Genomic DNA, 25,341 nt, shown 5'->3' on the forward strand with positions numbered 1-25,341 from the left:
GCCGCATTCCGCCTGTCCCGAAGGACGTATTCACCATGGCCGCCACCCCTCAGAACCCACCCGCCGCGCCCCGCCGCAAGGTGAGCCGTCACCGTGGCGAGGGTCAGTGGGCCGTGGGTCATCACACCCCGCTCAACGGCAACGAGCAGTTCAAGAAGGACGACGACGGTCTCAATGTGCGGACACGCATTGAGACGATCTACTCCAAGCGTGGCTTCGACTCGATCGACCCCAACGACCTGCGCGGCCGGATGCGCTGGTGGGGTCTGTACACCCAGCGCAAGCCCGGGATCGACGGCGGCAAGACCGCGATCCTGGAGCCGGAGGAGCTGGACGACAAATACTTCATGCTGCGGGTGCGGATCGACGGCGGACGCCTCACCACCCAGCAACTGCGGGTCGTCGGCGAGATCTCGCAGGAGTTCGCGCGCGGCACCGCGGACCTCACCGACCGGCAGAACGTGCAGTACCACTGGATCCGCATCGAGGACGTCCCGGAGATCTGGGAGCGCCTGGAGGCCGTGGGGCTGTCCACGACCGAGGCCTGCGGCGACACCCCCCGCGTGATCCTCGGCTCGCCCGTCGCCGGGATCGCCGAGGACGAGATCATCGACGGCACACCCGCCATCGAGGAGATCCACCGGCGAGTCGTCGGCAACAAGGACTTCTCGAACCTGCCCCGCAAGTTCAAGACCGCGATCTCCGGCTCGCCGCTGCTCGACGTGGCGCACGAGATCAACGACGTCGCGTTCGTCGGCGTGGACCACCCGGAGCACGGCCCCGGCTTCGACCTCTGGGTCGGCGGCGGCCTCTCCACCAACCCCAAGATCGGCCAGCGGCTCGGCGCCTGGGTGCCGCTCGACGAGGTCGCGGACGTCCACATCGGCGTCCTCTCGATCTTCCGCGACTACGGCTACCGGCGGCTGCGCACGCGTGCCCGGCTGAAGTTCCTCGTCGCCGACTGGGGTGTCGAGAAGTTTCGCCAGGTCCTTGAGGACGAGTACCTCAGGCGCAAGCTCGTCGACGGGCCCGCGCCCGCCGAGCCGGTCGCCCGCTGGCGCGACCACGTCGGCGTGCACCGGCAGCAGGACGGCCGCTACTACGTGGGCTTCGCCCCGCGCGTGGGCCGCATCGACGGCGCCACCCTCACCAAGATCGCCGAACTGGCCGAGGCGCACGGCTCCGGCCGGCTGCGCACCACCGTCGAGCAGAAGATGATCGTGCTCGATGTGGAGCAGGACCGGATCGACTCGCTGGTCGAGGGCCTGGAGTCGCTCGACCTGACCGCGAAGCCGTCGCCGTTCCGGCGCGGCACCATGGCCTGCACCGGTATCGAGTTCTGCAAGCTCGCCATCGTCGAGACCAAGGCGCGCGGCGCCTCGCTGATCGATGAACTGGAGCGCCGCATCCCGGAGTTCGAAGAGCCGATCACCATCAACATCAACGGCTGCCCCAACGCCTGCGCCCGCATCCAGGTCGCGGACATCGGTCTCAAGGGCCAGCTGGTCCTCAACGACCGGGGCGAGCAGGTCGAGGGCTACCAGGTGCACCTGGGCGGCGCGCTCGGCCTGGAGGCCGGCTTCGGCCGCAAGGTGCGCGGTCTGAAGGTCACCTCCGACGAACTGCCCGACTACATCGAGCGGGTCCTCAAGCGGTTCGAGGCCGGGCGCGAGGACGGCGAGCGGTTCGCCACCTGGGCCGCCCGCGCCCCCGAGGAGGCCCTGTCGTGAGTGAGCGAGCGGCGCCCTTCTACTGCCCCTACTGCGGCGACGAGGACCTGCGTCCCAACGAGCAGGGTCACGGCGCCTGGGAATGCGCGGCCTGCAACCGCGCATTCCAGTTGAAGTTCCTCGGACTGCTGTCCCGGGGACTTCAGCCCAACACCACGGGAGGGGACGGGACATGAACGCGCTCCAGGAAGCCCGTACGACCGACGGTCTCAAGGCGCTCGCCGAACAGGCGGGACGCGACCTGGAGGAGGCCTCCGCACTGGAGATCCTCCAGTGGGCGGCCGACACCTTCGGCAGCCGGTTCTGCGTCACCTCGTCGATGGAGGACGCGGTGGTCGCCCATCTCGCCTCGCGTGCCATGCCGGGTGTCGACGTCGTCTTCCTCGACACCGGCTACCACTTCGAGGAGACCATCGGCACCCGCGACGCCGTGGAGGCGGTGATGGACGTCAACGTCATCACCCTCACCCCGCGCCAGTCGGTCGCCGAGCAGGACGCCCAGTACGGTCCGAAGCTGCACGACCGCGACCCCGACCTCTGCTGCAAGCTGCGCAAGGTGCAGCCGCTGGAGGACGGTCTGAAGGACTACCAGGCGTGGGCGACCGGGCTGCGCCGCGACGAGTCGCCGACCCGGGCGAACACCCCGGTGGTCGGCTGGGACGACAAGCGGCAGAAGGTGAAGGTCTCCCCGATCGCCCGCTGGACCCAGGACGACGTGGACGCCTATGTCGCCGAGCACGGGGTGCTGACCAACCCGCTGCTGATGGACGGCTACACCTCCGTCGGCTGCGCCCCCTGCACCCGCCGGGTCCTGGCGGGCGAGGACGCGCGCGCCGGCCGCTGGGCGGGCCGCGGCAAGACCGAGTGCGGGCTGCACGGCTGACCATGACCGCGCCATCGACGAACCAGGAGATACCCGTGACGAGCGGAGCCACCGTCTGGCTCACCGGTCTGCCGAGCGCCGGCAAGACCACCATCGCCCACGAGCTGGCCGGCCGGCTGCGTCAGGAGGGCCGGCGGGTGGAGGTGCTCGACGGCGACGAGATCCGCGAGTTCATCTCCGCGGGCCTCGGCTTCTCGCGCGAGGACCGGCACACCAACGTGCAGCGGATCGGCTTCGTCGCCGAACTGCTGGCCCGCAACGGCGTCACCGCGCTCGTCCCGGTGATCGCCCCGTACGCCGACAGCCGGGACGCGGTGCGCAAGCGGCACGACGGCAACGCGACGCCGTATGTGGAGGTGCATGTGGCGACGCCGGTCGAGGTGTGCTCCGAGCGCGATGTGAAGGGCCTCTACGCCAAGCAGGCCGCGGGTGAACTGACCGGCCTGACCGGCGTCGACGACCCGTACGAGGAGCCGCGGACGCCCGATCTGCGGATCGAGTCCCAGCACCAGACCGTGCAGGAGTCCGCGGCGTCGGTGTACGCCCTGCTCAGCGAAAGGGGACTGGCGTGATGAGCGTAGCCACTGTCACCGGGGGGACCGACAGCCCGTACGCCCTGTCCCACCTGGACGCGCTGGAGTCCGAGGCGGTGCACATCTTCCGTGAGGTGGCGGGTGAGTTCGAGCGGCCGGTGATCCTGTTCTCCGGCGGCAAGGACTCCATCGTCATGCTGCATCTCGCGCTGAAGGCGTTCTCCCCGGCCGGTGTGCCGTTCTCGCTGCTGCACGTGGACACCGGGCACAACTTCCCCGAGGTCATCGAGTACCGGGACCGTACGGTCGAGAAGCACGGGCTGCGGCTCCATGTCGCGTCGGTGCAGGACTACATCGACCGGGGGGTGCTGCGCGAACGTCCCGACGGCACCCGCAACCCCCTCCAGACCGTGCCGCTCACCGAGAAGATCCAGGACGAGAAGTTCGACGCCGTCTTCGGCGGCGGACGCCGCGACGAGGAGAAGGCCAGGGCGAAGGAACGCGTCTTCTCCCTGCGCGACGAGTTCTCCCAGTGGGACCCCCGCCGCCAGCGCCCCGAACTCTGGAACCTCTACAACGGCCGCCACGCCCCCGGCGAACACGTCCGCGTCTTCCCCCTCTCCAACTGGACCGAACTCGACGTCTGGCAGTACATCGCCCGCGAACACATCGAGCTCCCGGACATCTACTTCGCGCACGAGCGTGATGTGTTCCAGCGGGCCGGGATGTGGCTGACGGCCGGCGACTGGGGCGGCCCGAAGGACGGCGAGACGGTCGAGAAGCGGCTGATCCGCTACCGCACGGTCGGCGACATGTCCTGCACCGGCGCCGTCGACTCCGACGCGACCACGCTGGACGCCGTCATCACCGAGATCGCCGCGTCCCGGCTCACCGAGCGGGGCGCCACCCGCGCCGACGACAGGCTCTCCGAGGCCGCGATGGAAGACCGCAAGCGCGAGGGGTACTTCTAAGCATGACCACGACCACGACCGAGGAGCTCTCGGCGACCACGCTGCTCCGGTTCGCCACGGCGGGCTCCGTCGACGACGGCAAGTCCACGCTGGTGGGCCGGCTGCTGCACGACTCCAAGTCGGTCCTCACCGACCAGCTGGAGGCCGTCGAGCGGGTCTCGGCGAGCCGGGGCCAGGAGGGCCCGGACCTCGCGCTGCTGACGGACGGCCTGCGCGCCGAGCGCGAGCAGGGCATCACCATCGACGTCGCCTACCGCTACTTCGCCACCCCCAGGCGCCGGTTCATCCTCGCCGACACCCCCGGCCACGTGCAGTACACCCGCAACATGGTCACCGGCGCCTCCACCGCCGAACTCACCGTCGTCCTCGTCGACGCCCGCAACGGCATCGTCGAACAGACCCACCGCCACGCCGCCATCGCCGCCCTCCTGCGCGTCCCCCACGTCGTCCTCGCCGTCAACAAGATGGACCTCGTCGGCTACGACGAGACGGTGTTCGCGGCGATCGCCGAGGAGTTCACCGCGTACGCCCTCGAACTGGGCGTGCCCGAGGTCACCGCGATCCCGATCTCCGCGCTGAACGGCGACAACGTGGTGGAGCCGTCCGCGCACATGGACTGGTACGGCGGCCCCACCGTCCTGGAGCACCTGGAGACGGTCCCGGTCAGCCACGACCTGGCGCACTGCCACGCCCGGCTGCCCGTGCAGTACGTGATCCGGCCGCAGACCGCCGAGCACCCCGACTACCGGGGTTACGCGGGCCAGATCGCCGCCGGCACCTTCCGCGTCGGCGACCGGGTGAGCGTACTGCCGTCGGGCCGCTCGACCACGGTCACCGGCATCGACCTGCTGGGCCGGCCGGTCGACGTGGCCTGGACACCGCAGTCGGTGACCCTCCTGCTGGAGGACGACATCGACATCTCGCGCGGCGACCTGATCGTGCCGAGCACGGACGTGCCGGCCACCACGCAGGACGTGGAGGCGACCGTCTGCCATGTCGCGGACCAGCCGCTCACCGTGGGCCACCGGGTGCTGCTCAAGCACGGCACCCGCACGGTCAAGGCGATCGTCAAGGACATACCGTCCCGGCTCACCCTGGACGACCTGTCCCTGCACCCGCACCCCGGGCAGCTCGTCGCCAACGACATCGGCCGGGTGAAGATCCGCACCGCCGAGCCGCTGCCGGCCGACTCCTACGCCGACTCCCGCCGGACCGGCTCCTTCATCCTGATCGATCCGGCCGACGGCACCACGCTGACCGCCGGAATGGTCGGCGAGTCGTTCGCCGCCCCGGAGCCGGTGCGCAACCCGGCCGACGACGACGGGTGGGACTTCTGACATGAAGCCGACGGACTTCTACTCGACGTTCGCTAAGGAGGGCGGCCGGATCGGCAGCGGCGCGCTCGGCAGCGGGCAGGGTGGTGTGGCGCGATGTGTGTGAACCGCGTGTCCTCCGTGCTGTCCCGCGCGCCCCAAGGGCGCACGCCACCTGCCGACCTCCCGGCCACGACCTGATGGGACCGTGACCGCCGGGCCTACGAGAGGAACCCCTCCCGTGCCTGCCAGTTCCGCCCTCCGCCGCTCGATGGTGGTGATCGCCACCCTCCCGCTCCTCGCGCTGGCCGCCTGCGGCTACGGCTCCGAGGCCAAGAACGACGACACCGTGAAGGTCGCGGCCAACGCGAAGAAGGTCGACGGTCTGGACTCCGTCCGCATCGGCTACTTCGGCAACCTGACCCACGCGACCGCCCTCGTCGGCCGTGAACAGGGCTTCTTCCAGAAGGAACTCGGCGCCACCAAGGCCGAGTACGCCACCTTCAACGCCGGCCCGTCGGAGATCGAGGCGCTGAACTCCGGCTCCATCGACATCGGCTGGATCGGCCCGTCCCCGGCGATCAACGGCTACACCAAGTCGGGCGGCAAGAACCTGCGGATCATCGGCGGTTCGGCGTCCGGCGGTGTGAAGCTGGTGGTCAACCCGGACAAGGTCAAGTCCCTGAAGGACGTCAAGGGCAAGAAGATAGCCACCCCGCAGCTGGGCAACACGCAGGACGTGGCGTTCCTCAACTGGATCGCGGAGCAGGGCTGGAAGGTCGACGCGGAGAGCGGCAAGGGCGACGTCTCCGTGGTCCGCACGGACAACAAGGTGACGCCGGACGCCTACAAGTCCGGTTCCATCGACGGGGCCTGGGTGCCGGAGCCGACCGCGTCGAAGCTGGTCGCCGAGGGCGGGAAGGTGCTGCTCGACGAGTCGACGCTGTGGCCCGACGAGAAGTTCGTGATCACGAACATCATCGTGTCGCAGAAGTTCCTCGCCGAGCACCCGGCGGCCGTCGAGGCGGTGCTCAAGGGGTCGGTCACGGCCAACAAGTGGATCAACACCAACCCGGAGAAGGCGAAGGCGTCCGCCAACGCCCAGCTGGCCGAGGACACCGGCAAGCCGCTGCCGGCCGACGTGCTCGACCCGGCGTGGAAGTCGATCCGGATCACCGACGACCCGCTGGCGTCCACCCTCACCACCGAGGCGGACCACGCCGTGCAGGCGGGCCTGCTGGAGAAGCCCGACCTGAAGGGCATCTACGACCTCACGCTGCTGAACAGGATCCTCGCCGCGGAGGGCGACTCCACCGTCGACGACGCCGGTCTCGGCGCCACTCCGTAAGCCCCGATGAGTCCCCAGGAGGTGACGACCATGGCCACGACCACGACCCTCGCCAAGGCCGGCGACGCCGGTACCTCGGCGGAGCACGCCGCGCGCATCGAGCACGTCTCGAAGTCCTTCGCCGGCCCCGCCGGGCAGCAGCTCGTCCTGGACGACATCACGCTCGATGTCGCGCCGGGCGAGTTCGTCACGCTGCTGGGTGCCTCGGGCTGCGGCAAGTCCACGCTGCTGAACCTGGTGGCGGGGCTCGACAAGCCGTCGGCGGGCACGATCACGACGGACGGCCGTCCGTCGCTGATGTTCCAGGAGCACGCCCTGTTCCCGTGGCTGACCGCGGGCAAGAACATCGAGCTGGCGCTGAAGCTGGGCGGGGTGCCCAAGCCCGAGCGCCGCGGCCGCGCCGAGGAACTCCTCGCGCTGGTGCGGCTCCAGGGGGCGTACGGCAAGCGGGTGCACGAGCTGTCCGGCGGTATGCGCCAGCGCGTCGCGCTGGCGCGGGCGCTCGCGCAGGACAGCCGGCTGCTGCTGATGGACGAGCCGTTCGCGGCGCTCGACGCGATCACCCGGGACGTGCTGCACGACGAGCTGACCCGGATCTGGGCCGAGACGGGCGTCTCGGTGCTGTTCGTGACGCACAACGTCCGTGAGGCGGCCCGGCTCGCGCAGCGGGTGGTGCTGCTGTCCTCGCGGCCGGGCCGGATCGCCCGGCAGTGGACCGTCGACATTCCGCAGCCGCGTCGCATCGAGGATGCCGCCGTGGTCGAACTGTCCCGTGAGATCACCGAAGAACTGCGTGGGGAGATCCGCCGCCATGGCCAGCACTGAGACGACCGTCCCGAAGGACGGCAACGACCTGGCCGGCCTGGAGGCGGGGCTCGACGCCCTGGAGACCGTCCAGAGCAGCCGGACCCCGTTCCGGACGACCTTCGTCCAGAAGATCGTGCCGCCGGTCACCGCGATCCTGCTGGTGCTGCTGGTGTGGCAGGCGCTGATCACGTTCGACGTCGTCGACGACCCGAGCAAGCTGCCGTCGCCGTCCGACGTGTGGGGCGAGGTGGAGAACGCCTGGCTCCAGGGCGACCTCATCGGCTACATCTGGACCAGCGTGTCGCGCGGTCTGCTGGGCTTCCTGATGGCCCTCGCGATCGGCACCCCGCTGGGCCTGGTGGTGGCGCGGGTGAAGTTCGTGCGCGCCGCGATCGGGCCGATCCTGTCCGGGCTCCAGTCGCTGCCGTCGGTGGCGTGGGTGCCGCCGGCCGTGATCTGGCTGGGCCTGAACAACCAGATGATGTACGCCGTGATCCTGCTCGGCGCGGTGCCGTCCATCGCCAACGGGCTGGTCTCCGGCGTGGACCAGGTGCCGCCGCTGTTCCTGCGGGCGGGCCGCACGATGGGCGCCACCGGTCTGAAGGGCACCTGGCACATCGTGATGCCGGCCGCGCTGCCGGGCTATCTGGCCGGTCTGAAGCAGGGCTGGGCGTTCTCCTGGCGGTCCCTGATGGCCGCCGAGATCATCGCGTCCTCGCCCGACCTCGGAGTGGGACTCGGCCAGTTGCTGGAGAACGGCCGCAACACCAGTTCCATGTCCATGGTGTTCCTCGCCATCCTGCTGATCCTGATCGTCGGTATCGCCATCGACCTGCTGATCTTCAGCCCGCTGGAGCGGCGGACGCTGCGCAGCCGCGGTCTGCTGGTGAAGAGCTGAGCTGATACGTATGCGCCACGAACCGGTACTCCTCGTCATCGCCCACGGCAGCCGCGACCCGCGGCACGCCGCGACCGTGCACACCCTCGTGGAGGGGGTGCGGGCGCTGCGGCCCGGACTGCGCGTGGAGACCGGTTTCCTGGACTTCAACATCCCGTCCGTCCAGGGTGTGCTGGAGTCCCTGGCGGCGGAGGGCGTACGGGACGTGGTGGCGCTGCCGCTGCTGCTGACCCGGGCGTTCCACGCGAAGGCCGACATCCCGGCGGTGCTGCGGGACGCCCCGCGCGGGCTGCGGATCCGGCAGGCGGAGGTCCTCGGCCCGTCGCCGCTGCTGCTGTCCGCGCTGGAACGGCGGTTGTACGAGGCGGGGTTGACGCCCGCCGACAAGCCCGCGACCGGGGTCGTCCTGGCCTCGGCGGGCTCCTCCGACCCGGAGGCGATCGCGGTGATCGCCGAGATCGCGCGGGAGTGGCGGCACACCGGTTGGTGCGCCGTGCGGCCCGCGTTCGCCTCCGCGCGCCTGCCCCGCACCGAGGACGCGGTGCGGGAGCTGCGCGAACTGGGCTGCGCACGGGTCGCCGTGGCGCCGTACGTGCTGGCCCCCGGCTTCCTCCCCGACCGCATCGCTCGTGGCGCTGCCGGGGCGGACGTACTGGCCGAGGTGCTCGGCCCGGCACCCGAGGTGGCCCGGCTGCTGGTCGAGCGGTACGAGACGGCGGCCCTGGAGCACGCGTGGCACCGGGTCGGCCCGCTGCCCCGGATGCGCTCACTGGCGTGACGGGAGCCGGGCATCCCGGCCGGACCTCACCGCCCCCGACCCACCGCTCCCGACCCACCGCTCGCCTCCCCCGCCGCACCGCTCGCCTCACCCGACCCGCCAGCCTCCGGGCTAGGCTCGTTCGTGTGATCGAGAAGACCCGTACCCTCGGCTCCCTGTCCGTCCGCCGGCTCGGCTACGGGACCGCGCAGCTGACCGGGGCCGGCTACTGGGGGCCGCGCGGGGACCCGCGTGACGCGGTGGCCGTGCTGCGGCGGGCGGTCGGACGTGGGGTCACGCTGATCGACACGGCCGACAACTACGGCCCGTCGATCGCCGAGGAACTGGTGGCGCAGGCGCTCCACCCGTACCCGGCGGGGCTGGTGATCGCCACCAAGGGTGGTGTCGTACGGACCAGTGACAGCGCCTGGCACGTGGACGGGCGGCCGGAGCGGCTGCGGGCGATGTGCGAGGCGAGTCTGCGGCGGCTGCGGCTCGACACGATCGACGTCTACCAGCTGCACCGGCTGGACGAGCGGGTGCCGATGGCGGAACAACTGGGCACCCTCGCCGAGTTGCGGGCCGAGGGCAAGGTCCGGCACATCGGCCTGGACACCGTCACGGCCGAACAGCTGGAGCGCGCACTGGAGTTGACGGAGATCGTCTCCGTACAGAACCGCTACCACCTGCTCGACCGCGCCTCGGATCCGCTGCTGGCGCTGTGCGAGGCGCGGGGCGTCGCGTTCCTGCCCTGGTTCCCGCTCGGCAACGGGACCCTGGCGTCCGACCCGGTGTGCCGCGAGGTCGCCGCCGCGCACGGGGCGACTCCGGGCCAGGTCGCGCTGGCATGGCTGCTGCACCGCTCCCCCGCGCTCTGCCCGACCCCCGGCACCGGGTCGCTCGCCCACCTGGAGGAGAACCTGGACGCCGGGGCGCTACGGCTGTCCGCGGCCGACATGGCCGTACTGGACCGGGCGGGCGGTTGACCTTGCCCCCGGGGCAAGGCGCAGCGTGCGGCGTATGGACTTCTATCTGCGGCAGACGCCGTACAGCGACCCCGGCGACCTTGACGTCACCGACCTGCCCCGCGATCCGGGTGAACTCGCCAGGATCGTCCGCGAGTTGATCTTTCACCGCTTCGAGGGTTGGCGACTCGACCACACGATCCCGGAACGCCGGCTGCACGAGGACGGCGAGGCGCGGTACGTCACGGAGATCCTGCGGATCCTGCGCGGGCGGCGGGACGCGCCGCTGACCGAACCGCGGGCGTTCGAGGAGCGGTTCGTGGGCACGTGCCGGGACTTCGCGCTGCTGCACGTGGCGCTGTTGCGGGCGACGGGGACACCGGCCCGGGTGCGGGGCGGGTTCGGCACGTACTTCGTGGACGGCTTCCACGAGGACCACTGGATCACCGAGTACCGTCTGCCGGACGGGACTTGGCGACTGGCCGACCCGCAGACCGTGCACCCTGCGTACGACCTGGACTTCGATCCGCTGGACGTGCCGCGCGACCGGTTCCTGGTGTCGGGGGACGCCTGGCGGGCATGCCGCACGGGGGCGGCCGATCCGGACACCTTCGGGTTGTCGGGCAACCCCGCGCTGCACGGGATGTGGTTCGTACGCGGCAGCCTCGTCCTCGATCTGGCGTGCCGCGCCGGAACCGAGACGCTGCCGTGGGACGGGTGGGGTCCGCTGGCCGGATTCGACACCGGCGAGACGGTGTCCGAGGCGGATCTGGCGCTGCTCGACGAGGTCGCCGCGGCCGAGGAGCAGGCCGACGTGCTGCGTCTCGCGGCGCATCCGCGGCTGGCGGCGCCGCGGGAGATCCGGTCGAACACCGCGTACCTCGGGATGCGGGCGGTCACGCTGGCCGGGTGAGCTCCACCAGCTTGACCACGGTGTTCCAGTTCCGGGTCGTCGCGATCAGGCCGCTTTGGGCGTAGCGGGGCCTGGCGAGCTGCTCGGCCAGCTTGGAGCGGCCCAGGCCGTTCGGGGCGTAGAGGTACAGGGCGCGGTCGCCGAGGCTGAACTCCTCGGGGAGGAACGCGGCCCGGTCCAGGTCGTCGAAGCGGGTCTCGTCGACCGGCTCGGAGAAGTAGGTGACGTGGAGCTGCTTGCCCTCCAGCTCGGCGGCCGGGTAGGGGCAGGCGTCGGCGATCGCGCTGAGGTAGGCGTGGTCGCGGACGATCAGGTCGACGGTGAAGCCGAAGTGTTTCTCGATGGCGGCCGAGAGTTCCGCGGCGAGGGAGTCCGGGTCGGCGTCCGCCGCCGTGAACACGGCCTGGCCGCTCTGGAGGTACGTCCGCACCGCCCCGTGACCGAGGCCCTCGACGAGGGTGCGCAGTTCGGCCATCGGGAGTTTCCGGCTGCCGCCCACGTTGATACCGCGCAGCAGGGCCGCGTATGTCGTCGTCCGTGTCGTCCGCGTCATCCGTCCACGATATGCGGCCGTCGTGCCCCGTGGGGGCGAGCACGACGGCCGCGGCTCGGGGTGCCCCGGCCCGAGTCCATACCGCTCGGGATGTGGGGCTCCGCGAAACTCTGTCCGATGAGCGGGCACGGATCAACAGCTACACGCAGCTGTGACTTGTTCAACAAGCTTTTGTAATCACAAAGCGGATGTCCGCGACGGACCGGACAGGTTCCCGCGGCACGGGTGGCCCCGGCCCCGAACCCTGATCACCTCCGCGCGATCCCCCAGGTAGATGTAAGGGGCCGTGCTCCTCCCCAGTGGGGAGGGGCCGGGGTCCGAGGGGAGGATCTTCGGTGCCCGGCTCTCACCAGCCAGCACGACGAGATGGCTTTATTCCGCCCCTACCTTCAGAGCGGAGGGTGGCGGCAGCAGGCGGCCACCGCACACAAGGGGGCAAGCCCGTCATGGGGAACGGAGACATACGGGTGCGGGGCATCGCCGCGCGGGCCGGCAGCTGGAGCGCCCGGCACCGCTGGGCGGCCGTCGGCATCTGGGTGCTGTTCGTGGTGCTGGCGACGGGGCTCGGCTCGGCCGCGGGCCGGGTCGACGTCAAGGACAGCGACCAGCTCAAGGGGGAGACGCACACCGCGGCGAAGCTCGTCGAGGACGCCGGTATCGAGGAGCCGGCCGGCGAGTCGGTCCTGGTGCAGGCGGAGGACGGCTCGACGAAGGCCACCGACGCCGAGTTCCGTGCCACGGTCGACGCGGTCGTGCGGGCCGTCGAGGCGACCGGTGAGGTGGCCGACGTCAGGTCGCCGTACGACACCGACACGATCTCGCGGGACGGCCGCAGCGCACTCGTCCAGTTCGACATGCGCGGCGAGTCCGACACCGCCGGCGAGCGCGTCGAGCCGGTGCTGGAGGCGGTCGAGAAGGTCCAGCGGGAACACGGGTCGCTGCGGGTCGAGCAGATCGGCGGCGCCAGCATGATGAAGACGTTCGACGACGCCTTCGGCGACGACTTCAAGAAGGCCGAGATCTCCGCGGTGCCGGTGGCGCTGGGCATTCTGCTCATCGCGTTCGGCGCGCTGGTCGCGGCGCTGGTGCCGGTACTGCTGGCGATCACCGCGATCGTGGCCACGATGGGTCTGATGGGCCTGGTCAGCCATGTGATGCCGATGAGCGACACCGCCAACTCCGTGATGCTGCTGGTCGGTCTGGCCGTCGGCGTCGACTACTGCCTGTTCTATCTGCGCCGCGAGCGCGAGGAGCGGGCGGCGGGCAAGGACCCGCAGACGGCCCTGCGGATCGCCGCGGCGACCAGCGGGCGGGCGATCGTCGTCTCGGGTGTCACCGTGTGTGTCGCCATGGCGGGCATGCTGTTCACCGGTCTCGCCGAGTTCGAGGCGATGGGCCTGGCCTCGCTGATGGTCGTCGCGGTCGCGATGGTCGGCTCGGTGACCGTGCTTCCGGCGGTGCTCTCGCTGCTGGGTGAGCGGGTCGAGAAGGGCCGTATACCGTTCCTGCGCCGCCGGGGCAGCGCGGCGGGCGGCGGCAGCCGGTTCTGGAGCGCGGTGCTCAAGCGCGTCCTGGCGAAGCCCGTCGTGTCGGTCGCCGTCGCGACCGGTGTGCTGCTGGCCATCGCGGCGCCCGCGGTCGGTATGAAGACCCAGAACCTCACCCTGGACCAGGAGTTCGGCGACTCGCTGCCCATCGTGCAGACGTACAACCGGGTCAACGACGCGTTCCCCGGCGGCACCGAGCCGGCCGAGGTCGTCGTCGGCGCCGACGACATCAACGCCCCCGAGGTGCGCGCCGCGCTCGCCGACTTCCGTGAGCAGGCGGTCAGTTCGGGCGCCTCGCGCGGCCCGGTCGAGATCAAGGTGCACGACGGGGAGAACCTCGCCCTGGTCTACGTCCCCCTGGTGGGCGGCTCCGACCTGGACAAGGCCGGTGCCAGCCTGGACAAGCTGCGCGACGAGGTGCGGCCCGCGACGCTCGGCAAGGTCGACGGCGTCGAGGCGCCGATCACGGGTCAGGTGGCCGGTTCGAAGGACTTCAACGACCAGCTCGTGGGCTCGGTCGTCCCGGTCTTCGTCTTCGTGGTGGTCTTCGCCTTCCTGCTGATGCTGCTGTCGTTCCGCTCGCTGACGATCGCGATCACCTCGATCGTCCTCAACCTGCTCTCGGTGGGCGCGGCCTACGGCATCCTCGTCGCCGTCTTCCAGCACGGCTGGGGCGCTTCGCTGGTGGGCGCGGAGGGGGTCGGCGCGATCATCAGCTGGCTGCCACTGTTCCTGTTCGTGATCCTGTTCGGCCTGTCCATGGATTACCACGTGTTCGTGGTCTCGCGGATCCGTGAGGCCCGGCAGCGGGGCCGCACCACCCAGGAGGCGATCACCCACGGTGTGGTCACCACGGCGGGGGTCGTGACCAGCGCCGCGGTCATCATGGTCGCCGTGTTCGCGATCTTCGGCACGCTGTCGATGCAGTCCATGAAGCAGATGGGTGTGGGCCTCGCGGCGGCCGTCCTGATCGACGCGACGATCATCCGGGGTGTGCTGCTCCCGGCGGTGATGGCCCTGCTGGGCGAGCGCAACTGGTACTTCCCCCGGTGGCTGAACCGCCTCCCGGACATGACCCACGACGAGCCGGTGGACCCGGCACCGGGGGCCTCGCGGCCGGCGTCGGAGGGGGAACGCGTCCGCGTCTGACGCGGGGGGCAGGACAGAGGGCCCGTTGGTCTCCGGGGGAGTCAACGGGCCCTCGCACGTGCGCGATCGCGATCCGGGGTGCCGCGGAAGGGGGTTCGGCGGGTGCGGGTCGGGTGTGGCTTGTCGCGCAGTTCCCCGCACCCCTGGCGGGGTTGCCGGCATCCGGCAGCCGGATGAGCGCCCTGGCCTATCGGCGTCCCAGCTCCTCCTCGATCAGATCGGCGGCGCGCCGCGTGCCACCCTCACCCTCCATCTCCGCCTGAATCTCCTTGAGCCGCCGAGCCACCTCTTCGTCGGAGACCAGCGCGACCCCCGCCTCCCGGAGCGCCTCCCCACTCGCGTCCTCCGTATCGATACGGCGAGCCACGCCCAACCCCACCAGCATGTCCGCGTTCCCGAACTGATCCACGGCCTGCGGTACGGCGATCATCGGTGTGGCGGTGGCCAGCCCCTCCTGGCTCCCGCCGGCCCCGGCATGCGTGACGAACAGATCGGCCTGCCGGAGAATCGCCAACTGCGGTACCCAGGAGCGCACTTCGACGTTGGCCGGGATCTCCCCGAGCTCGGCTGCCTCGACATGCCGACCGATCTGAAGCACCAGATGCCACCCCGGCAGATCGCCGAAGGCCCGCACGCAGGCCCGGTAGAAGTCCGGCACCTTCGTGAAGGCGGACCCGAGCGACACCAGCACCACCTTGTCGGCGCCGGCGGGCCGCTGCCAGTCGCCCTGCCCGGCACGGTCCCCCTGGCAGGCGCCCACGAAGGTGTGGACGGACTCGTCGACCCGGTCGGCGTGGGGCTGGAGGGCCTTGGGGATCAGCACGATGGACCGCGCGGGCCGCCCGGCGAACGGATCCGGGTGCTGGGTGATCCCGTTCTCCTTCAGCCACCCCTCGAAGCGGGCGTAGTACGCCTGCCCCCGCTCGGTCGCGCGCGGCTCCGCCCACATCGGTTCGGCGACCTCCTCCTCGTAGCCGTCCCAGGCGACGAGGTTCGGCGACAGCGAGATCGCGGGCACCCCCCAGCGGTGGGCGAGGACCCGCGCCGGGTACGAGGCGATGTCGTGCAGCACGAGGTCCGGCTCGTCCCCGTCGTACGCCTCGATCAGCTGCGGCAGGGCCTGGATCGCGTCGGCGAGGAACGGCTCCACGTTGTCGAGCAGCGTGGAGCCCCACGCCTCCGGATCCGCGTCGGGACCCGGCAGCGTGGTGTTCCACGGCTTCACGTCGGCGCCGGTCGCGGCCACCTTCTGTGCGAAGGAGGGCGGGATCGCGTACGTCACCCGGTGCCCCCGGGCGACCAGCTCACGGATGACCTCCAGGCTCGGATTCACGTGGCCGTGGGCGGCGATGGAGAACATGGCGATGTGCGCGGGAGTGGTCATGCCCACGAGGCTATGCGAGACGAGACGTCTCGTACAACTCGTTTACGTGTCTCTCCGCTACGCCGTCAGCACCTCGTGCACCCGCAGCCACCTCCCCGGCGAAACCTCACCGACCAGCGCTCCCGGGTCGAGCCGCGCCGCACGGAACGCCGCGTCCACCCGCCGCCGCGGATGCGCCCGCCGCAGCGAGGCGTGCAGACTGCCCCCGACCCCGCTGAACCCCAGCTCCACCAGCCGCCGCCAGCCCGGACACGCCCCGGCGTCGAGCAACGGGACTTCACGACGCTCGATCCGCACGATCCCGGCGTCCACCCCGGGCACCGGCCGGAAGCTGTGCCGGCCGACGCGGGCGAGCAGCCGCCACTCGTGCCACGGCCAGCTCCGTACCGTCAGCAGGGTCCAACTCCCGTAGTCCCCGGTGCGCTTGCGGGCGTATTCGAGCTGGGTGAGCAGGGTCGCGTCGGTGAGAGCGGGCGCGCGCAGACACCAGTCGACGACGTCGGCCGTACGGGAGAAGGGGACGTTGCCGGCGACGGAGAACGGGGTGCGCGGCGGCGGTACGGCGAGGAAGTCGGCGCCGACGACGCGTACATGGGGCGTACCGGCGAACCGAGTGCGCAGTCCGGGCACCAGCCTCGGGTCGATCTCGTACGCCCGCAGCTCGGCGCAGCGCGGGGCGAGTGCCCGTGTCAACGCACCCTTTCCGGCGCCGACTTCGAGCAGGAGCGGGACGGGGTGGCGGTGCGGTACGGCGAGCCGGGCGAGCCGTTCGGCGGCGGCTCGGTCGGTGAGGAAGTTCTGTGAGAGCGCGCGAGACGCGCGTGCGGAGCGGGCCATGCCTGCGGTCCTTGTCTTCCGTAGGACGGGAAAAGGGCAGCCGAAGGCCCTGGCCGGAAGAGAGAAGGAAGTGCGGAGGCGGCCCGCGAGAGGTCAGCGGGCGGCGTGGCTCCTCGTCCCGGTCAGGGCTCCGGGGCCACGACGCATCCGAACGGAGTGCGTGGTGCCCCGGCCGAGACCGGAGTCGAAGATCGCGTTGCAAGCTGCCACGGAGCCGACGCTAGGAGGGGAACGCGGGGCGGCGCAAACGGTTTTACGGGTGGCTCTAAACTTGCGTCCGCGTGTCGGCCCCCTGTCTCACGGAGGCGACGCGGTGCCCGGGGGGACCGGTGGGCGGAACGCCCGATGGGGTCCGGTGATGATCGTGAACGAGGGGAAGCAGCAGCATGTCCGGACAGGCGTCCGAGGGGTCGCACATATCCGACGAGGAATGGGAGCGGTTCCTCGCGGAGGCGGGGCAGGACGGGTCGGGCTCCGCGCCCAAGGAGCCGTCCGCGCGGGCCCGGATGGTCACCGCGCGGCTGCGGGAGCAGGAGGCGCGCGGTGAGGCGCCGGCGGTGTGGCGCGCCGAGCCGGGACGGCCGAACGCACAGGCACGGCGGACCCGGCGCCGGCGGGTGTGGGCGATCCTCGGGGTTCCGCTCGCGATCGTGATCGGGCTGGTGGCGCTGAAGCCCTCGCTGCTGCCCGGGGACCCCTTCGGACCCGGCGCCCCGGACGACTCCGCCGGCAGCACGCTGCCCGCCGAGACCGCGCGGCCCACCGGCCCGCCGTCCGAGGCCGCCCCGGCCACCGCCACCCTCGACGACCCGTTCGCGGGCTCGCCGGCCAAGCGGTACGCCGACGGCGCGGCCGGGATCGTACCGCCGAAGGCGACCGCGGTCGGCGCGTTCTCCGCCGATCAGGTGGCGCAGGCGCTGCGGCAGACCCGGGAGTTGCTGGTGGACGCCAACCTCGACCCGGTGACCCTGCGCGGCGGCCGTCCCGAGCAGGCGCTCGCCGTGATCGAGCCGCAGCAGACGGAGCTGATCGACCGGCTCGACACCTCGCTGCGCCGGCCCGACAAGGACCACGATCCGCTGACGATGTTCAGCCGCTTCGACCCCGCCGAGGTACGGCCGGCCGGTGACGTGGTCAAGACGCGCGGGCGGATGACCTTCGAGGCCGGCAAGGAGGGCTCCCTCGCCGTGCACGCCGACTACACCTTCGTGTACCCGCTGGTGAAGGCGGGCGACGGTGTCAGCGAGGTCGCCAGGACCGTCGTACGCCGTGTGCTCGACGTGCAGCTGCCCGACCCGGACCGCTACCGGGTCACCCCGGACCGGATCAGCGTCGAGCGTTACGACCAGGAGATCGGCAACTCCGCCTGTGATCTCCACGACGGTTTTCTGCACCCGTCGTTCGACTCCGACTCCCCCTCCGGCCCCGCGCCCTCCGGCTCGGCCGTCGATCCCTACGACCGCAGCCGCACGCTCGATCCGGACGAGGACAAGGCGTGCGGGACCGTCACCCGTACCTGAACGTCCCCGGGTGGCGGGCCGGGCGGGTGTCGGGCGGGTGTCGGGCGGATCGTGGGCTGGTCCACGTAGGCTCTTTCCGTGTCAGCCTCCCGCCTGCATCGTGTCGCCGTTCTTGTCCTCGAAGGGGCCAAGCCGCTGGATGTGGGGATTCCGGCGCAGGTCTTCACGACCCGCGCGAGCATGCCGTACGAGGTGCGGGTGTGCGGGGCGGCGCCCGGTCTGGTGGCCGGCGGTGACGGTCTCGCGTACTCCGTCGAGCACGGGCTCGACACGCTGGCGTGGGCCGACATCGTCTTTGTGCCGGGCTACCGGTTCCCGGACCGCGAGGACCCGCCGCGGCCGGTCGTCGACGCGCTGATCGCCGCCCACGACCGGGGCGCACGGCTCGCCGCCATCTCCACGGGCGCCTTCGCGCTCGCCGCCACCGGACTGCTCGACGGCCGGCGCGCCACCACCCACTGGCACTACACGCGAGCGCTGATGGCCCGGCACCCGCTCGTCCAGGTCGACGAGAACGTGCTCTTCGTCGACGAGGGCACCGTGCTCACCTCGGCCGGTGCCGCCTCCGGCATCGACCTGTGCCTGCACATCCTGCGCGGCGACCTCGGCGTGGCCGCGTCCAACCACGCGGCCCGGCGCCTGGTCGCCGCCCCCTACCGCAGCGGCGGCCAGGCCCAGTACGTGCCGCGCAGTGTGCCCGAGCCGCACGGCGAGCAGTTCGCCGCGACCCGCGAGTGGGCGCTGCACCGGCTGGGCGAGCCCCTCACCCTCGACACGCTGGCCCGGCAGGCGGAGGTGTCGCCGCGCACGTTCTCCCGGCGCTTCGTCGAGGAGACCGGCTACACACCGATGCAGTGGGTGATGCGTGCCCGGATCGACCTGGCCCGCGAGCTGCTCGAACGCTCGCAGCGCGGTGTCGAACAGATCGCCGCCGACGTCGGGCTCGGCACCGGCGCGAACCTGCGGCTGCACTTCCAGCGCATCCTCGGCACCACCCCGAGCGAGTACCGGCGCACCTTCACCCGGGGCGAGTAGCCGGTCCGGGACCGGGTGGCGAGATCCTTTTGAACCATGGCGATCCCGCCACTGTCAGCGGCGCGGGCGGCGAGCGACCCTGGGGTCATAGCGAAGGGATCTCACTCATGACTCGCATTGCCATCAACGGATTCGGCCGCATCGGACGCAATGTGCTGCGCGCCCTGCTGGAGCGTGACAGCGAACTGGAGGTCGTCGCCGTCAACGACCTCACCGAGCCCGCCGCGCTCGCCCGGCTGCTCGCCTTCGACAGCACGGCCGGCCGGCTCGGCCGCCCGGTGACCGTCGACGGGGACACGCTGGTGGTGGACGGCCGGCGGATCAAGGTGCTGGCCGAGCGCGAGCCGGCGCAGCTGCCGTGGGCCGGACTCGGCGTCGACATCGTGCTGGAGGCCACCGGCCGCTTCACCTCGGCCAAGGCGGCCCGCGCCCACCTCGACGCGGGCGCGAAGAAGGTGCTGGTGAGCGCGCCCTCCGACGGCGCCGACGTCACCCTCGCCTTCGGGGTCAACACCGAGTCCTACGACCCGGCCGTACACACGATCGTCTCGAACGCCTCCTGCACCACCAACGCGCTCGCCCCGCTGGCCAAGGTCCTCGACGACCTCGCCGGCATCGAGCACGGCTTCATGACGACCGTGCACGCCTACACGCAGGAGCAGAACCTCCAGGACGGTCCGCACCGCGACGCCCGGCGCGCCCGCGCGGCCGGCGTCAACATCGTGCCGACCACGACCGGGGCCGCCAAGGCGATCGGCCTGGTGCTGCCGAACCTGGAGGGCAAGCTGTCGGGCGACTCGATCCGCGTGCCGGTGCCGGTCGGTTCGATCGTCGAGCTCAACACGACCGTCGCCCGTGACGTGACGCGCGACGACGTGCTGGCGGCGTACCGCACCGCGGCCGCGGGGCCGCTCGCCGGTGTCCTGGAGTACTCCGAGGACGCGCTCGTCTCCTCCGACATCGTGGGCAACCCGGCCTCCTCGATCTTCGACTCGGCGCTCACCCGGGTCGACGGCCGCCACGTCAAGGTGGTCGCCTGGTACGACAACGAGTGGGGCTTCTCGAACCGGGTGATCGACACGCTGGAACTGCTCGCCGCCCGCTGACCCCGGGACCTCACCTCTGGTAGCGCGCCAGCACCAGGTTCCCGTCCTTCTCCAGGCGTTCTCTCAGCTCGTCCGTGTCGATGGCGCCGCTGTAGTACTCCTGGAGCGCCGGCGTGGCGACCTTGTCTTTCCACTCGGGGTAGCCGCGTACGGACTGGGCCGGTGCTGAGCGCAGCCGGCCGGCGAGCGCGGTGCCCGTGGCCCAGTCGTCCTCGGTGGTGCGCAGGGCCGGGTCGGCGAGGGCCTGGGTGCCGGTGGGCAGCATCCAGTCGCCGAGGGCCAGCCGGACCATGTTCTGCGGCTGGAGCAGGAAGTCGATGAACTCGGCGGCTTCCCGCTGGTGCGGGCTGTCCTCCGCGATGGACAGGGTCTGCGGGCTGACGCCCTGGGTGAGGCCGTCGGCGCCGGCGGGGGCGGGCAGGACCTGCCAGTCGAAGCCCTCCGGGGCCTGCTGGACGATCTGCTGGCGGTAGGAGAAGCCGAGCGGGACCATCGCGTACCTGCCGCCGAAGAACCCGGGCAGGGTGTCCGAGCCGCCGCTGCCGAGGGTGGTGGGCGAGGCGCTGCGGTCGGTGTTGACCTGGTCGTGGATGGTGCCGGGCACCACCTCGTCGCCGTCCTCGAAGCGGACGGTGACCTTGCCGTCGTCGCCGCGGTGGAAGAGCTGCCCGCCCGCCGACAGCGAGAGGTTGAGCGTGGCGGAGACGGGTTCCTTGAGGGGCCAGGCCACGCCGTACTTGCCGTCGCCGGACAGCTCCTTGGTGATCCGCCGGAACTCCGCCCAGCTCCAGGGCTCTTCGGGGGTCGGGATCCGCACCCCGGACCGCTTCAGCCAGTCCGCGTTGGCGATCAGCACCCTGGGCTCCTGGAGGAACGGCACACCGTAGATCCCGTCCCCGAAGGTGGCCGTCTCCCAACTGCGCTGCGGGATGTCGGCCTTGAGCCGCTCCGGCAGCAGCTCGCCGAGGTCGGCGAGATAGCCGCCGTAGGCGAAGTCCGCGAGGTCGTCGGAGGCGTCGTGGATGATGTCCGGCGCCTCACCGCCCTCGAACGAGGTGAGCAGCTGGTCGTGGACGCTGTCCCAGCTGCCCTGGACGTACTCCACCCGCACCCGCGGATGCGCGGCGTTCCACTCCGCCACCAGCTCCTTGTTGGCCCGGACGGACTCCTCCTGCCAGGCCAGGGACTGAAAGCGCAGGGTGATCCGCCCGTCGGAGGCACCGTCGTCGCTTCCCGTGCAGCCGGCCAGCAGCAGGGTGAGCACAAGCGCCACACAGACCGGGAGACGCTTCCGTACGAAGGTCCTCGCGGAGGTGCTTGCGAACTTCCCTGCGCCCATCAGCTCTTCACCGCCCCGGCGAGCATGCCGCCCGTGATCCGGCGCTGGATGAGCGCGAACACGACCAGCGAGGGCAGGGTGGCGAGGAAGGCCGCGGCGGCGAGCGGGCCGAGGTCGGCCACCCCCTCGGCGCCGATGAAGTGGGTGAGGATCACGGGCAGCGTCTGTTTCTCCGGGGTCTTGAGCAGGACGAGCGCGAAGAAGAACTCGTTCCACGCCGAGATGAACGCGAACAGGGCCGTCGCCACGATGCCCGGCGCGAGCAGTGGCGCCGTCACCGACACCAGGGTGCGCAGCCGCCCGGCGCCGTCGACCGCCGCCGCCTCCTCCAGCTCGACGGGGACCGCCCGGACGTATCCGACGAGCATCCACAGCGCGAAGGGCAGCGACCACACCACGTACACCAGCACCAGTCCCGGCACGGAGTTGATGAGCCGCAGGTTCTTCAGCACCAGGAACAGCGGGATGATCACCAGCACGAACGGGAACGCCTGGCTGACCACGACCCAGCCGGTCGCCGCGCGCGCCAGCCGGGTGCGGTAGCGGGCCATCACGAACGCCATCGGTGTCGCGATGACGACGGCGATCAGCGCGGCGCTGACGGCGGCGACCAGGGAGTTCAACGCGGCCTGGAGCAGGGGCTGTTCGTCGAAGGCCTGGCGGAAGTTGTCGAGCGTGGGGTTCCTGGGGATCCAGGTGGGGTGCAGGCTGCCCAGTTCGCGGGGCGGTTTGAAGGCGGTGGAGAGCAGCCAGAGGAACGGGAAGGCGAGGAAGACGAGATAGCAGAGCAGGGCCGCGTACTGTCCCGCTCGGGCCGCCGGGCTGGTCCTCATGACTCCTCGCCTCCCCTGAGCCGGCCGACCAGGACGACGGCGAGCGCGATCGAGATCAACGCGACCATCACACAGCCCATCGCGGCGGCGTAGCCGAACTGGCCGTACCGGAAGGCCTCTTCGTAGGCGAAGAGCATCGGCAGCCGGGTCCGGCCGCCGGGTCCGCCGCTGGTCAGGACGTAGACCAGGGCGAACGAGTTGAAGTTCCAGATGAAGTTGAGCGCGGTGATCGCCAGTGCGACCGGTCTGAGGGCGGGCCAGGTGACCGTGCGGAAGCGCCGCCAGGCGCCGGCGCCGTCGAGGGCGGCGGCCTCGTGGAGTTCGCGCGGGGTGTTCTGGAGTCCGGCGAGCAGGGCGACCGTCGTCTGCGGCATGCCGGCCCAGATGCCGACGACGATGACCGCGGGCAGTGCGGTGCCGAGCGAGCTGAGCCAGTCCCGGCCGTCGCCGAGGCCCAGGTCGCGCAGGGTCTCGTTGAGGATGCCCGCGTCCGGGTTGTAGACCAGCCGCCACATGATGCCGACGACGACCTCGGGCATCGCCCACGGGATGATCGCGAGCGCACGGGCGAGCCAGCGCAGTCTCAGCTTCTCGTTGAGCAGCAGGGCGAGTCCGAGTGCCAGCAGGAACTGCGGCACGGTCACGCCGACCGCCCAGATCAGCCCGATCCGGAACGAGTCCCAGAACAGGGTGTCCTTCAGCAGGTCCGTGAAGTTGAGGGCGCCGACCCACTCGGTCGGCTCGGTGCGGCCCGACTGGGAGTCGGTGAACGCCAGCAGGATCCCGTAGATCAGCGGGCCGACGCTCAGCACCAGGATCGGGATGAGGGCGGGCAGCACCAGGAACCAGGCGCCGTAGTCCGTGGGCGGGCGCCCCGACGGGGCACCCGCTCTCTTCGCCGGGCGCTCGGCCTCGGTCGCCAGGGTCACGTCATGTGCTCCTTCGCGCGGCTCGTGCCGGTCGGGACCCGGCCGGGCCCCCGTCATGGTCGTGAACGCGCCAACGGTCGTCAAGGCACCGCGCACACCTCTCACCTGTGTGAATGCGACACTGGCGGGGAATGGCGGGATCCCGACACCGTGTACACCGGTCGGGCGGGGCCCGGGCGCGGATCGGCTCATGGAGGCGGACGATGGACGAGGCACGGGCGCGGGACGTACTGGCCGGGGCGGGTGTGCTGCCCGGACCGGTCCGGGAGGCGCGGCTGCTCGCCCTCGGTGAGAACGCCGTGTTCGCCGCCGGTGACCTGGTCGTGAAGGTGGGGCGCGACGCCGAGCTGCTGGACCGGGCGCGGCAGGAGCTGGAGGTCGCGCTGTGGCTGGCCGGGGCGGGGGTGCCGGCGGTGCGGGCGGCCGCGCCGGAGGCGCTGCTCGTCGAGGGGCATCCGGTGACGGTGTGGCATCGGCTGCCGGATGCCGTGCGGGGCGCGACGCCGGGTGATCTGGCCGGGCTGCTGCGTCTGGTGCACACACTGCCGGCTCCTTCCTTCGCGCTGCCTGCGCGGGAGTTGCTGGGTGGGGTGGAGCGGTGGCTGCGATTGGCGGGGGACGCGATCTCGGCCGCGGACGCGGCGTATCTGCGGGAGCGGCGGGACGGGTTCGCGGTGGCGGCGGGGCGGCTGGTGCCGCGTCTGGAGCCCGGTCCGATTCACGGGGACGCGTTGCCGCGGAACGTCCATGTGGGGCCGGACGGGCCCGTGTTGGTGGACCTGGAGACGTTCTCGTCCGATCTGCGGGAGCACGATCTGGTGGTGATGGCGTTGTCGCTGGACCGGTACGGGGTGCCTGCGGCGGCTTACGAGGAGTTCGTACGGGGTTATGGGTGGGATGTCCGGGACTGGGACGGGTGGGAGGTGTTGCGCGGCGCCCGCGAAACGGCAAGCTGCGCCTGGGTGGCACAACACGCACCCACCAACCCAGCGGCATTGACGGAGTTCCACCGCCGAGTGACATCCCTACGGGACGGGGACACCGGGGTTCGCTGGTACCCCTTCTAGGGGTTGGCCGAGGGGGCGTTGCGCAGCCCGGCGCTTACGGGTTGCCGCCCGCGCCCACCCGTGCCGCCCCAGGCGGCACGCATGCCCGCGGCTGTGGCTGAGGGGCGCGGCGGCGCGTGCAAGGCCTTTGGGGGCGCGGGGAACTGCGCGGCCAGTCCCCGCCGGGCCGCGCCCGGATTACAGCCGCTCGCCCGTTTCCAAGGGCTCCCGCAGGGGCCACGTCGTGTCGATGACCGCCGCTCCGTCCCCCTTGCTCCGTAGAAACGCCTGGAAGTCCGCCGCCCACTCCGCATACCACTCCACCTGCCGCCGGTGGAGCTCGGCCGGCCCCAGCGAGGCCACCTTGGGATGACGGTCGGCTATGGCGCAAGCCAACTGCGCCGCGGCCAGCGCATCCGCCGACGCATCGTGCGCAGCGTCCAGCACCACCCCGTACTCCCCGCACACCGCTTCGAGATTCCGCTTGCCCCGCCGGTAACGGTCGGCCCAGCGGTCGATGGTGTAGGGGTCGACGACCGGCGCCGGCGCGACCCCGCCGAGCCGGTCCCGCAGGGACGGCAGACCGTGTCGCAGCAACTCCGCGCTGAGCAGGGTCAGATCGAACGCCGCGTTGTAGGCGACGACCGGCACGCCCGTCCGCCAGTACGTCACGAGGACGTCGGCGATGGCGTCGGCCACCTGGTCGGCGGGACGCCCCTCCGCGGTCGCCCGCTCGTTGCTGATCCCGTGGACCGCGACCGCCTCCGCCGGGATCTCCACCCCGGGGTCGGCCAGCCACTCCCGGCGTCCCAGGACCTGTCCGCCCCTGACCTCGATCACGGCCCCCGTGACGATCCGCGCCGCTCGCGGGTCCGTGCCCGTCGTCTCCAGGTCGAAGCCGATCAGGAGCTCCCGGTGCCAGGCCATGGCGGCCCCCCTTTCTCT

Annotated in this window: 23 protein-coding genes and 1 pseudogene; 17 read left to right on the forward strand and 7 right to left on the reverse strand. The window is 71.4% G+C overall.

Features of this window, described 5'->3' with window-relative positions; all coding sequences use genetic code 11:
* Window positions 1–35 precede the first annotated feature (35 nt).
* The 12 genes from ACIQAC_RS15625 (at window position 36) to ACIQAC_RS15680 (ending at window position 11,118) form a co-directional block, all read left to right on the forward strand.
* Window positions 36–1,730, forward strand: a complete 1,695-nt coding sequence (locus ACIQAC_RS15625) for a nitrite/sulfite reductase (RefSeq protein WP_402191109.1) — start codon at window positions 36–38, stop codon at window positions 1,728–1,730.
* Window positions 1,727–1,906 carry a hypothetical protein gene (locus ACIQAC_RS15630; RefSeq protein ID WP_402191111.1) on the forward strand — a complete coding sequence of 60 codons (180 nt, stop codon included), beginning with the start codon at window positions 1,727–1,729 and terminating at the stop codon, window positions 1,904–1,906. Before ACIQAC_RS15625 ends, ACIQAC_RS15630 begins: the two co-directional genes overlap by 4 nt.
* Window positions 1,903–2,613 (forward strand): phosphoadenylyl-sulfate reductase, encoded by a 711-nt coding sequence (locus ACIQAC_RS15635; protein WP_402191113.1) that lies wholly within the window; start codon window positions 1,903–1,905, stop codon window positions 2,611–2,613. The genes ACIQAC_RS15630 and ACIQAC_RS15635 overlap by 4 nt, the downstream gene beginning before the upstream one ends.
* Before the next feature lie 35 nt (window positions 2,614–2,648).
* On the forward strand, window positions 2,649–3,185 hold the full coding sequence (gene cysC / locus ACIQAC_RS15640) for an adenylyl-sulfate kinase (protein WP_402191115.1): 537 nt from the start codon (window positions 2,649–2,651) through the stop codon (window positions 3,183–3,185).
* Window positions 3,182–4,117, forward strand: a complete 936-nt coding sequence (cysD, locus tag ACIQAC_RS15645; protein WP_402191117.1) for a sulfate adenylyltransferase subunit CysD — start codon at window positions 3,182–3,184, stop codon at window positions 4,115–4,117. The genes cysC and cysD overlap by 4 nt, the downstream gene beginning before the upstream one ends.
* A 2-nt stretch (window positions 4,118–4,119) precedes the next feature.
* Window positions 4,120–5,454 carry a sulfate adenylyltransferase subunit 1 gene (locus ACIQAC_RS15650; protein ID WP_402191118.1) on the forward strand — a complete coding sequence of 445 codons (1,335 nt, stop codon included), beginning with the start codon at window positions 4,120–4,122 and terminating at the stop codon, window positions 5,452–5,454.
* A gap of 217 nt (window positions 5,455–5,671) precedes the next feature.
* Entirely contained in the window at window positions 5,672–6,778 is a 1,107-nt protein-coding gene (locus ACIQAC_RS15655) for an aliphatic sulfonate ABC transporter substrate-binding protein (RefSeq protein ID WP_402191119.1), read from the forward strand.
* Window positions 6,779–6,784: 6 nt separating this feature from the next.
* Window positions 6,785–7,603, forward strand: coding sequence for an ABC transporter ATP-binding protein (locus ACIQAC_RS15660; RefSeq protein WP_402191122.1), 819 nt, complete (start codon window positions 6,785–6,787; stop codon window positions 7,601–7,603).
* Window positions 7,590–8,483: an ABC transporter permease gene (locus ACIQAC_RS15665; protein ID WP_402191124.1), complete on the forward strand. Its 894-nt coding sequence runs from the start codon at window positions 7,590–7,592 to the stop codon at window positions 8,481–8,483. The genes ACIQAC_RS15660 and ACIQAC_RS15665 overlap by 14 nt, the downstream gene beginning before the upstream one ends.
* 10 nt (window positions 8,484–8,493) lie before the next feature.
* A complete protein-coding gene (locus tag ACIQAC_RS15670) occupies window positions 8,494–9,261 on the forward strand; it encodes a sirohydrochlorin chelatase (protein WP_402191126.1) in 768 nt (255 codons plus the stop codon).
* Between the two features lie 125 nt (window positions 9,262–9,386).
* Complete coding sequence (locus ACIQAC_RS15675) at window positions 9,387–10,226, forward strand: aldo/keto reductase (RefSeq protein ID WP_402191127.1); 840 nt, start codon at window positions 9,387–9,389, stop codon at window positions 10,224–10,226.
* Window positions 10,227–10,260: 34 nt separating this feature from the next.
* Window positions 10,261–11,118 (forward strand): transglutaminase-like domain-containing protein, encoded by an 858-nt coding sequence (locus ACIQAC_RS15680; protein WP_402191130.1) that lies wholly within the window; start codon window positions 10,261–10,263, stop codon window positions 11,116–11,118.
* Here the strand turns inward: ACIQAC_RS15680 and ACIQAC_RS15685 are convergent.
* The gene (locus ACIQAC_RS15685) at window positions 11,102–11,671 is read right to left on the reverse strand and encodes a DUF1697 domain-containing protein (RefSeq protein WP_402191132.1); all 570 of its coding nucleotides are present in this window, start codon (window positions 11,669–11,671) and stop codon (window positions 11,102–11,104) included. The genes ACIQAC_RS15680 and ACIQAC_RS15685 overlap by 17 nt on opposite strands.
* Window positions 11,672–12,117: 446 nt before the next feature.
* On the opposite strand from ACIQAC_RS15685, the gene ACIQAC_RS15690 reads away from it, so the two are divergent.
* Window positions 12,118–14,367, forward strand: a complete 2,250-nt coding sequence (locus ACIQAC_RS15690; protein ID WP_402191133.1) for an MMPL family transporter — start codon at window positions 12,118–12,120, stop codon at window positions 14,365–14,367.
* A 187-nt stretch (window positions 14,368–14,554) separates the two neighbouring features.
* Here ACIQAC_RS15690 and mgt read toward each other — a convergent pair.
* Both mgt and erm read right to left on the reverse strand, forming a co-directional pair.
* A pseudogene (gene mgt / locus ACIQAC_RS15695) lies at window positions 14,555–15,842 on the reverse strand (macrolide-inactivating glycosyltransferase).
* On the reverse strand, window positions 15,809–16,588 hold the full coding sequence (erm, locus tag ACIQAC_RS15700; protein ID WP_402191135.1) for an ErmE/ErmH/ErmO/ErmR family 23S rRNA (adenine(2058)-N(6))-methyltransferase: 780 nt from the start codon (window positions 16,586–16,588) through the stop codon (window positions 15,809–15,811). The pseudogene mgt and the gene erm overlap by 34 nt, the downstream one beginning before the upstream one ends.
* Before the next feature lie 386 nt (window positions 16,589–16,974).
* On the opposite strand from erm, the gene ACIQAC_RS15705 reads away from it, so the two are divergent.
* The 3 genes from ACIQAC_RS15705 to gap all read left to right on the forward strand — a co-directional run bounded on the left by ACIQAC_RS15705 (window position 16,975) and on the right by gap (window position 20,249).
* Window positions 16,975–18,108: a hypothetical protein gene (locus tag ACIQAC_RS15705; RefSeq protein WP_402191136.1), complete on the forward strand. Its 1,134-nt coding sequence runs from the start codon at window positions 16,975–16,977 to the stop codon at window positions 18,106–18,108.
* Window positions 18,109–18,186: 78 nt separating this feature from the next.
* Window positions 18,187–19,143 (forward strand): GlxA family transcriptional regulator, encoded by a 957-nt coding sequence (locus ACIQAC_RS15710; RefSeq protein WP_402191138.1) that lies wholly within the window; start codon window positions 18,187–18,189, stop codon window positions 19,141–19,143.
* Between the two features lie 107 nt (window positions 19,144–19,250).
* Window positions 19,251–20,249 carry a type I glyceraldehyde-3-phosphate dehydrogenase gene (gene gap / locus ACIQAC_RS15715; protein WP_402191140.1) on the forward strand — a complete coding sequence of 333 codons (999 nt, stop codon included), beginning with the start codon at window positions 19,251–19,253 and terminating at the stop codon, window positions 20,247–20,249.
* A gap of 10 nt (window positions 20,250–20,259) precedes the next feature.
* On the opposite strand, the gene ACIQAC_RS15720 is transcribed toward gap, so the two are convergent.
* Genes ACIQAC_RS15720 through ACIQAC_RS15730 form a run of 3 tightly spaced genes read right to left on the reverse strand, consistent with a single transcriptional unit; the run spans window position 20,260 to window position 23,350 of the window.
* Window positions 20,260–21,588, reverse strand: coding sequence for an ABC transporter substrate-binding protein (locus ACIQAC_RS15720; RefSeq protein ID WP_402191141.1), 1,329 nt, complete (start codon window positions 21,586–21,588; stop codon window positions 20,260–20,262).
* Window positions 21,588–22,421, reverse strand: a complete 834-nt coding sequence (locus tag ACIQAC_RS15725; RefSeq protein WP_402191143.1) for a carbohydrate ABC transporter permease — start codon at window positions 22,419–22,421, stop codon at window positions 21,588–21,590. Before ACIQAC_RS15725 ends, ACIQAC_RS15720 begins: the two co-directional genes overlap by 1 nt.
* Window positions 22,418–23,350: a carbohydrate ABC transporter permease gene (locus ACIQAC_RS15730; RefSeq protein WP_402191145.1), complete on the reverse strand. Its 933-nt coding sequence runs from the start codon at window positions 23,348–23,350 to the stop codon at window positions 22,418–22,420. The genes ACIQAC_RS15725 and ACIQAC_RS15730 overlap by 4 nt, the downstream gene beginning before the upstream one ends.
* A gap of 203 nt (window positions 23,351–23,553) precedes the next feature.
* On the opposite strand from ACIQAC_RS15730, the gene ACIQAC_RS15735 reads away from it, so the two are divergent.
* A complete protein-coding gene (locus ACIQAC_RS15735; RefSeq protein WP_402191148.1) occupies window positions 23,554–24,417 on the forward strand; it encodes a phosphotransferase enzyme family protein in 864 nt (287 codons plus the stop codon).
* 177 nt (window positions 24,418–24,594) lie between these two features.
* On the opposite strand, the gene ACIQAC_RS15740 is transcribed toward ACIQAC_RS15735, so the two are convergent.
* On the reverse strand, window positions 24,595–25,323 hold the full coding sequence (locus ACIQAC_RS15740) for a 3'-5' exonuclease (protein ID WP_402191150.1): 729 nt from the start codon (window positions 25,321–25,323) through the stop codon (window positions 24,595–24,597).
* Window positions 25,324–25,341: the final 18 nt, after the last annotated feature.

Source organism: Streptomyces sp. NPDC088387, from assembly GCF_044753385.1.
Classification (GTDB): Bacteria; Actinomycetota; Actinomycetes; order Streptomycetales; family Streptomycetaceae; genus Streptomyces.

Coding starts and splice junctions, on each gene's coding strand:
- ACIQAC_RS15625 (WP_402191109.1), top strand. CDS start 36: ATGGCCGCCACCCCTCAGAACCCACCCGCCGCGCCCCGCCGCAAGGTG.
- ACIQAC_RS15635 (WP_402191113.1), top strand. CDS start 1,903: ATGAACGCGCTCCAGGAAGCCCGTACGACCGACGGTCTCAAGGCGCTC.
- ACIQAC_RS15650 (WP_402191118.1), top strand. CDS start 4,120: ATGACCACGACCACGACCGAGGAGCTCTCGGCGACCACGCTGCTCCGG.
- ACIQAC_RS15660 (WP_402191122.1), top strand. CDS start 6,785: ATGAGTCCCCAGGAGGTGACGACCATGGCCACGACCACGACCCTCGCC.
- ACIQAC_RS15665 (WP_402191124.1), top strand. CDS start 7,590: ATGGCCAGCACTGAGACGACCGTCCCGAAGGACGGCAACGACCTGGCC.
- ACIQAC_RS15670 (WP_402191126.1), top strand. CDS start 8,494: ATGCGCCACGAACCGGTACTCCTCGTCATCGCCCACGGCAGCCGCGAC.
- ACIQAC_RS15680 (WP_402191130.1), top strand. CDS start 10,261: ATGGACTTCTATCTGCGGCAGACGCCGTACAGCGACCCCGGCGACCTT.
- ACIQAC_RS15685 (WP_402191132.1), bottom strand. CDS start 11,671: ATGACGCGGACGACACGGACGACGACATACGCGGCCCTGCTGCGCGGT.
- ACIQAC_RS15690 (WP_402191133.1), top strand. CDS start 12,118: ATGGGGAACGGAGACATACGGGTGCGGGGCATCGCCGCGCGGGCCGGC.
- erm (WP_402191135.1), bottom strand. CDS start 16,588: ATGGCCCGCTCCGCACGCGCGTCTCGCGCGCTCTCACAGAACTTCCTC.
- ACIQAC_RS15705 (WP_402191136.1), top strand. CDS start 16,975: ATGTCCGGACAGGCGTCCGAGGGGTCGCACATATCCGACGAGGAATGG.
- gap (WP_402191140.1), top strand. CDS start 19,251: ATGACTCGCATTGCCATCAACGGATTCGGCCGCATCGGACGCAATGTG.
- ACIQAC_RS15720 (WP_402191141.1), bottom strand. CDS start 21,588: ATGGGCGCAGGGAAGTTCGCAAGCACCTCCGCGAGGACCTTCGTACGG.
- ACIQAC_RS15725 (WP_402191143.1), bottom strand. CDS start 22,421: ATGAGGACCAGCCCGGCGGCCCGAGCGGGACAGTACGCGGCCCTGCTC.
- ACIQAC_RS15735 (WP_402191148.1), top strand. CDS start 23,554: ATGGACGAGGCACGGGCGCGGGACGTACTGGCCGGGGCGGGTGTGCTG.
- ACIQAC_RS15740 (WP_402191150.1), bottom strand. CDS start 25,323: ATGGCCTGGCACCGGGAGCTCCTGATCGGCTTCGACCTGGAGACGACG.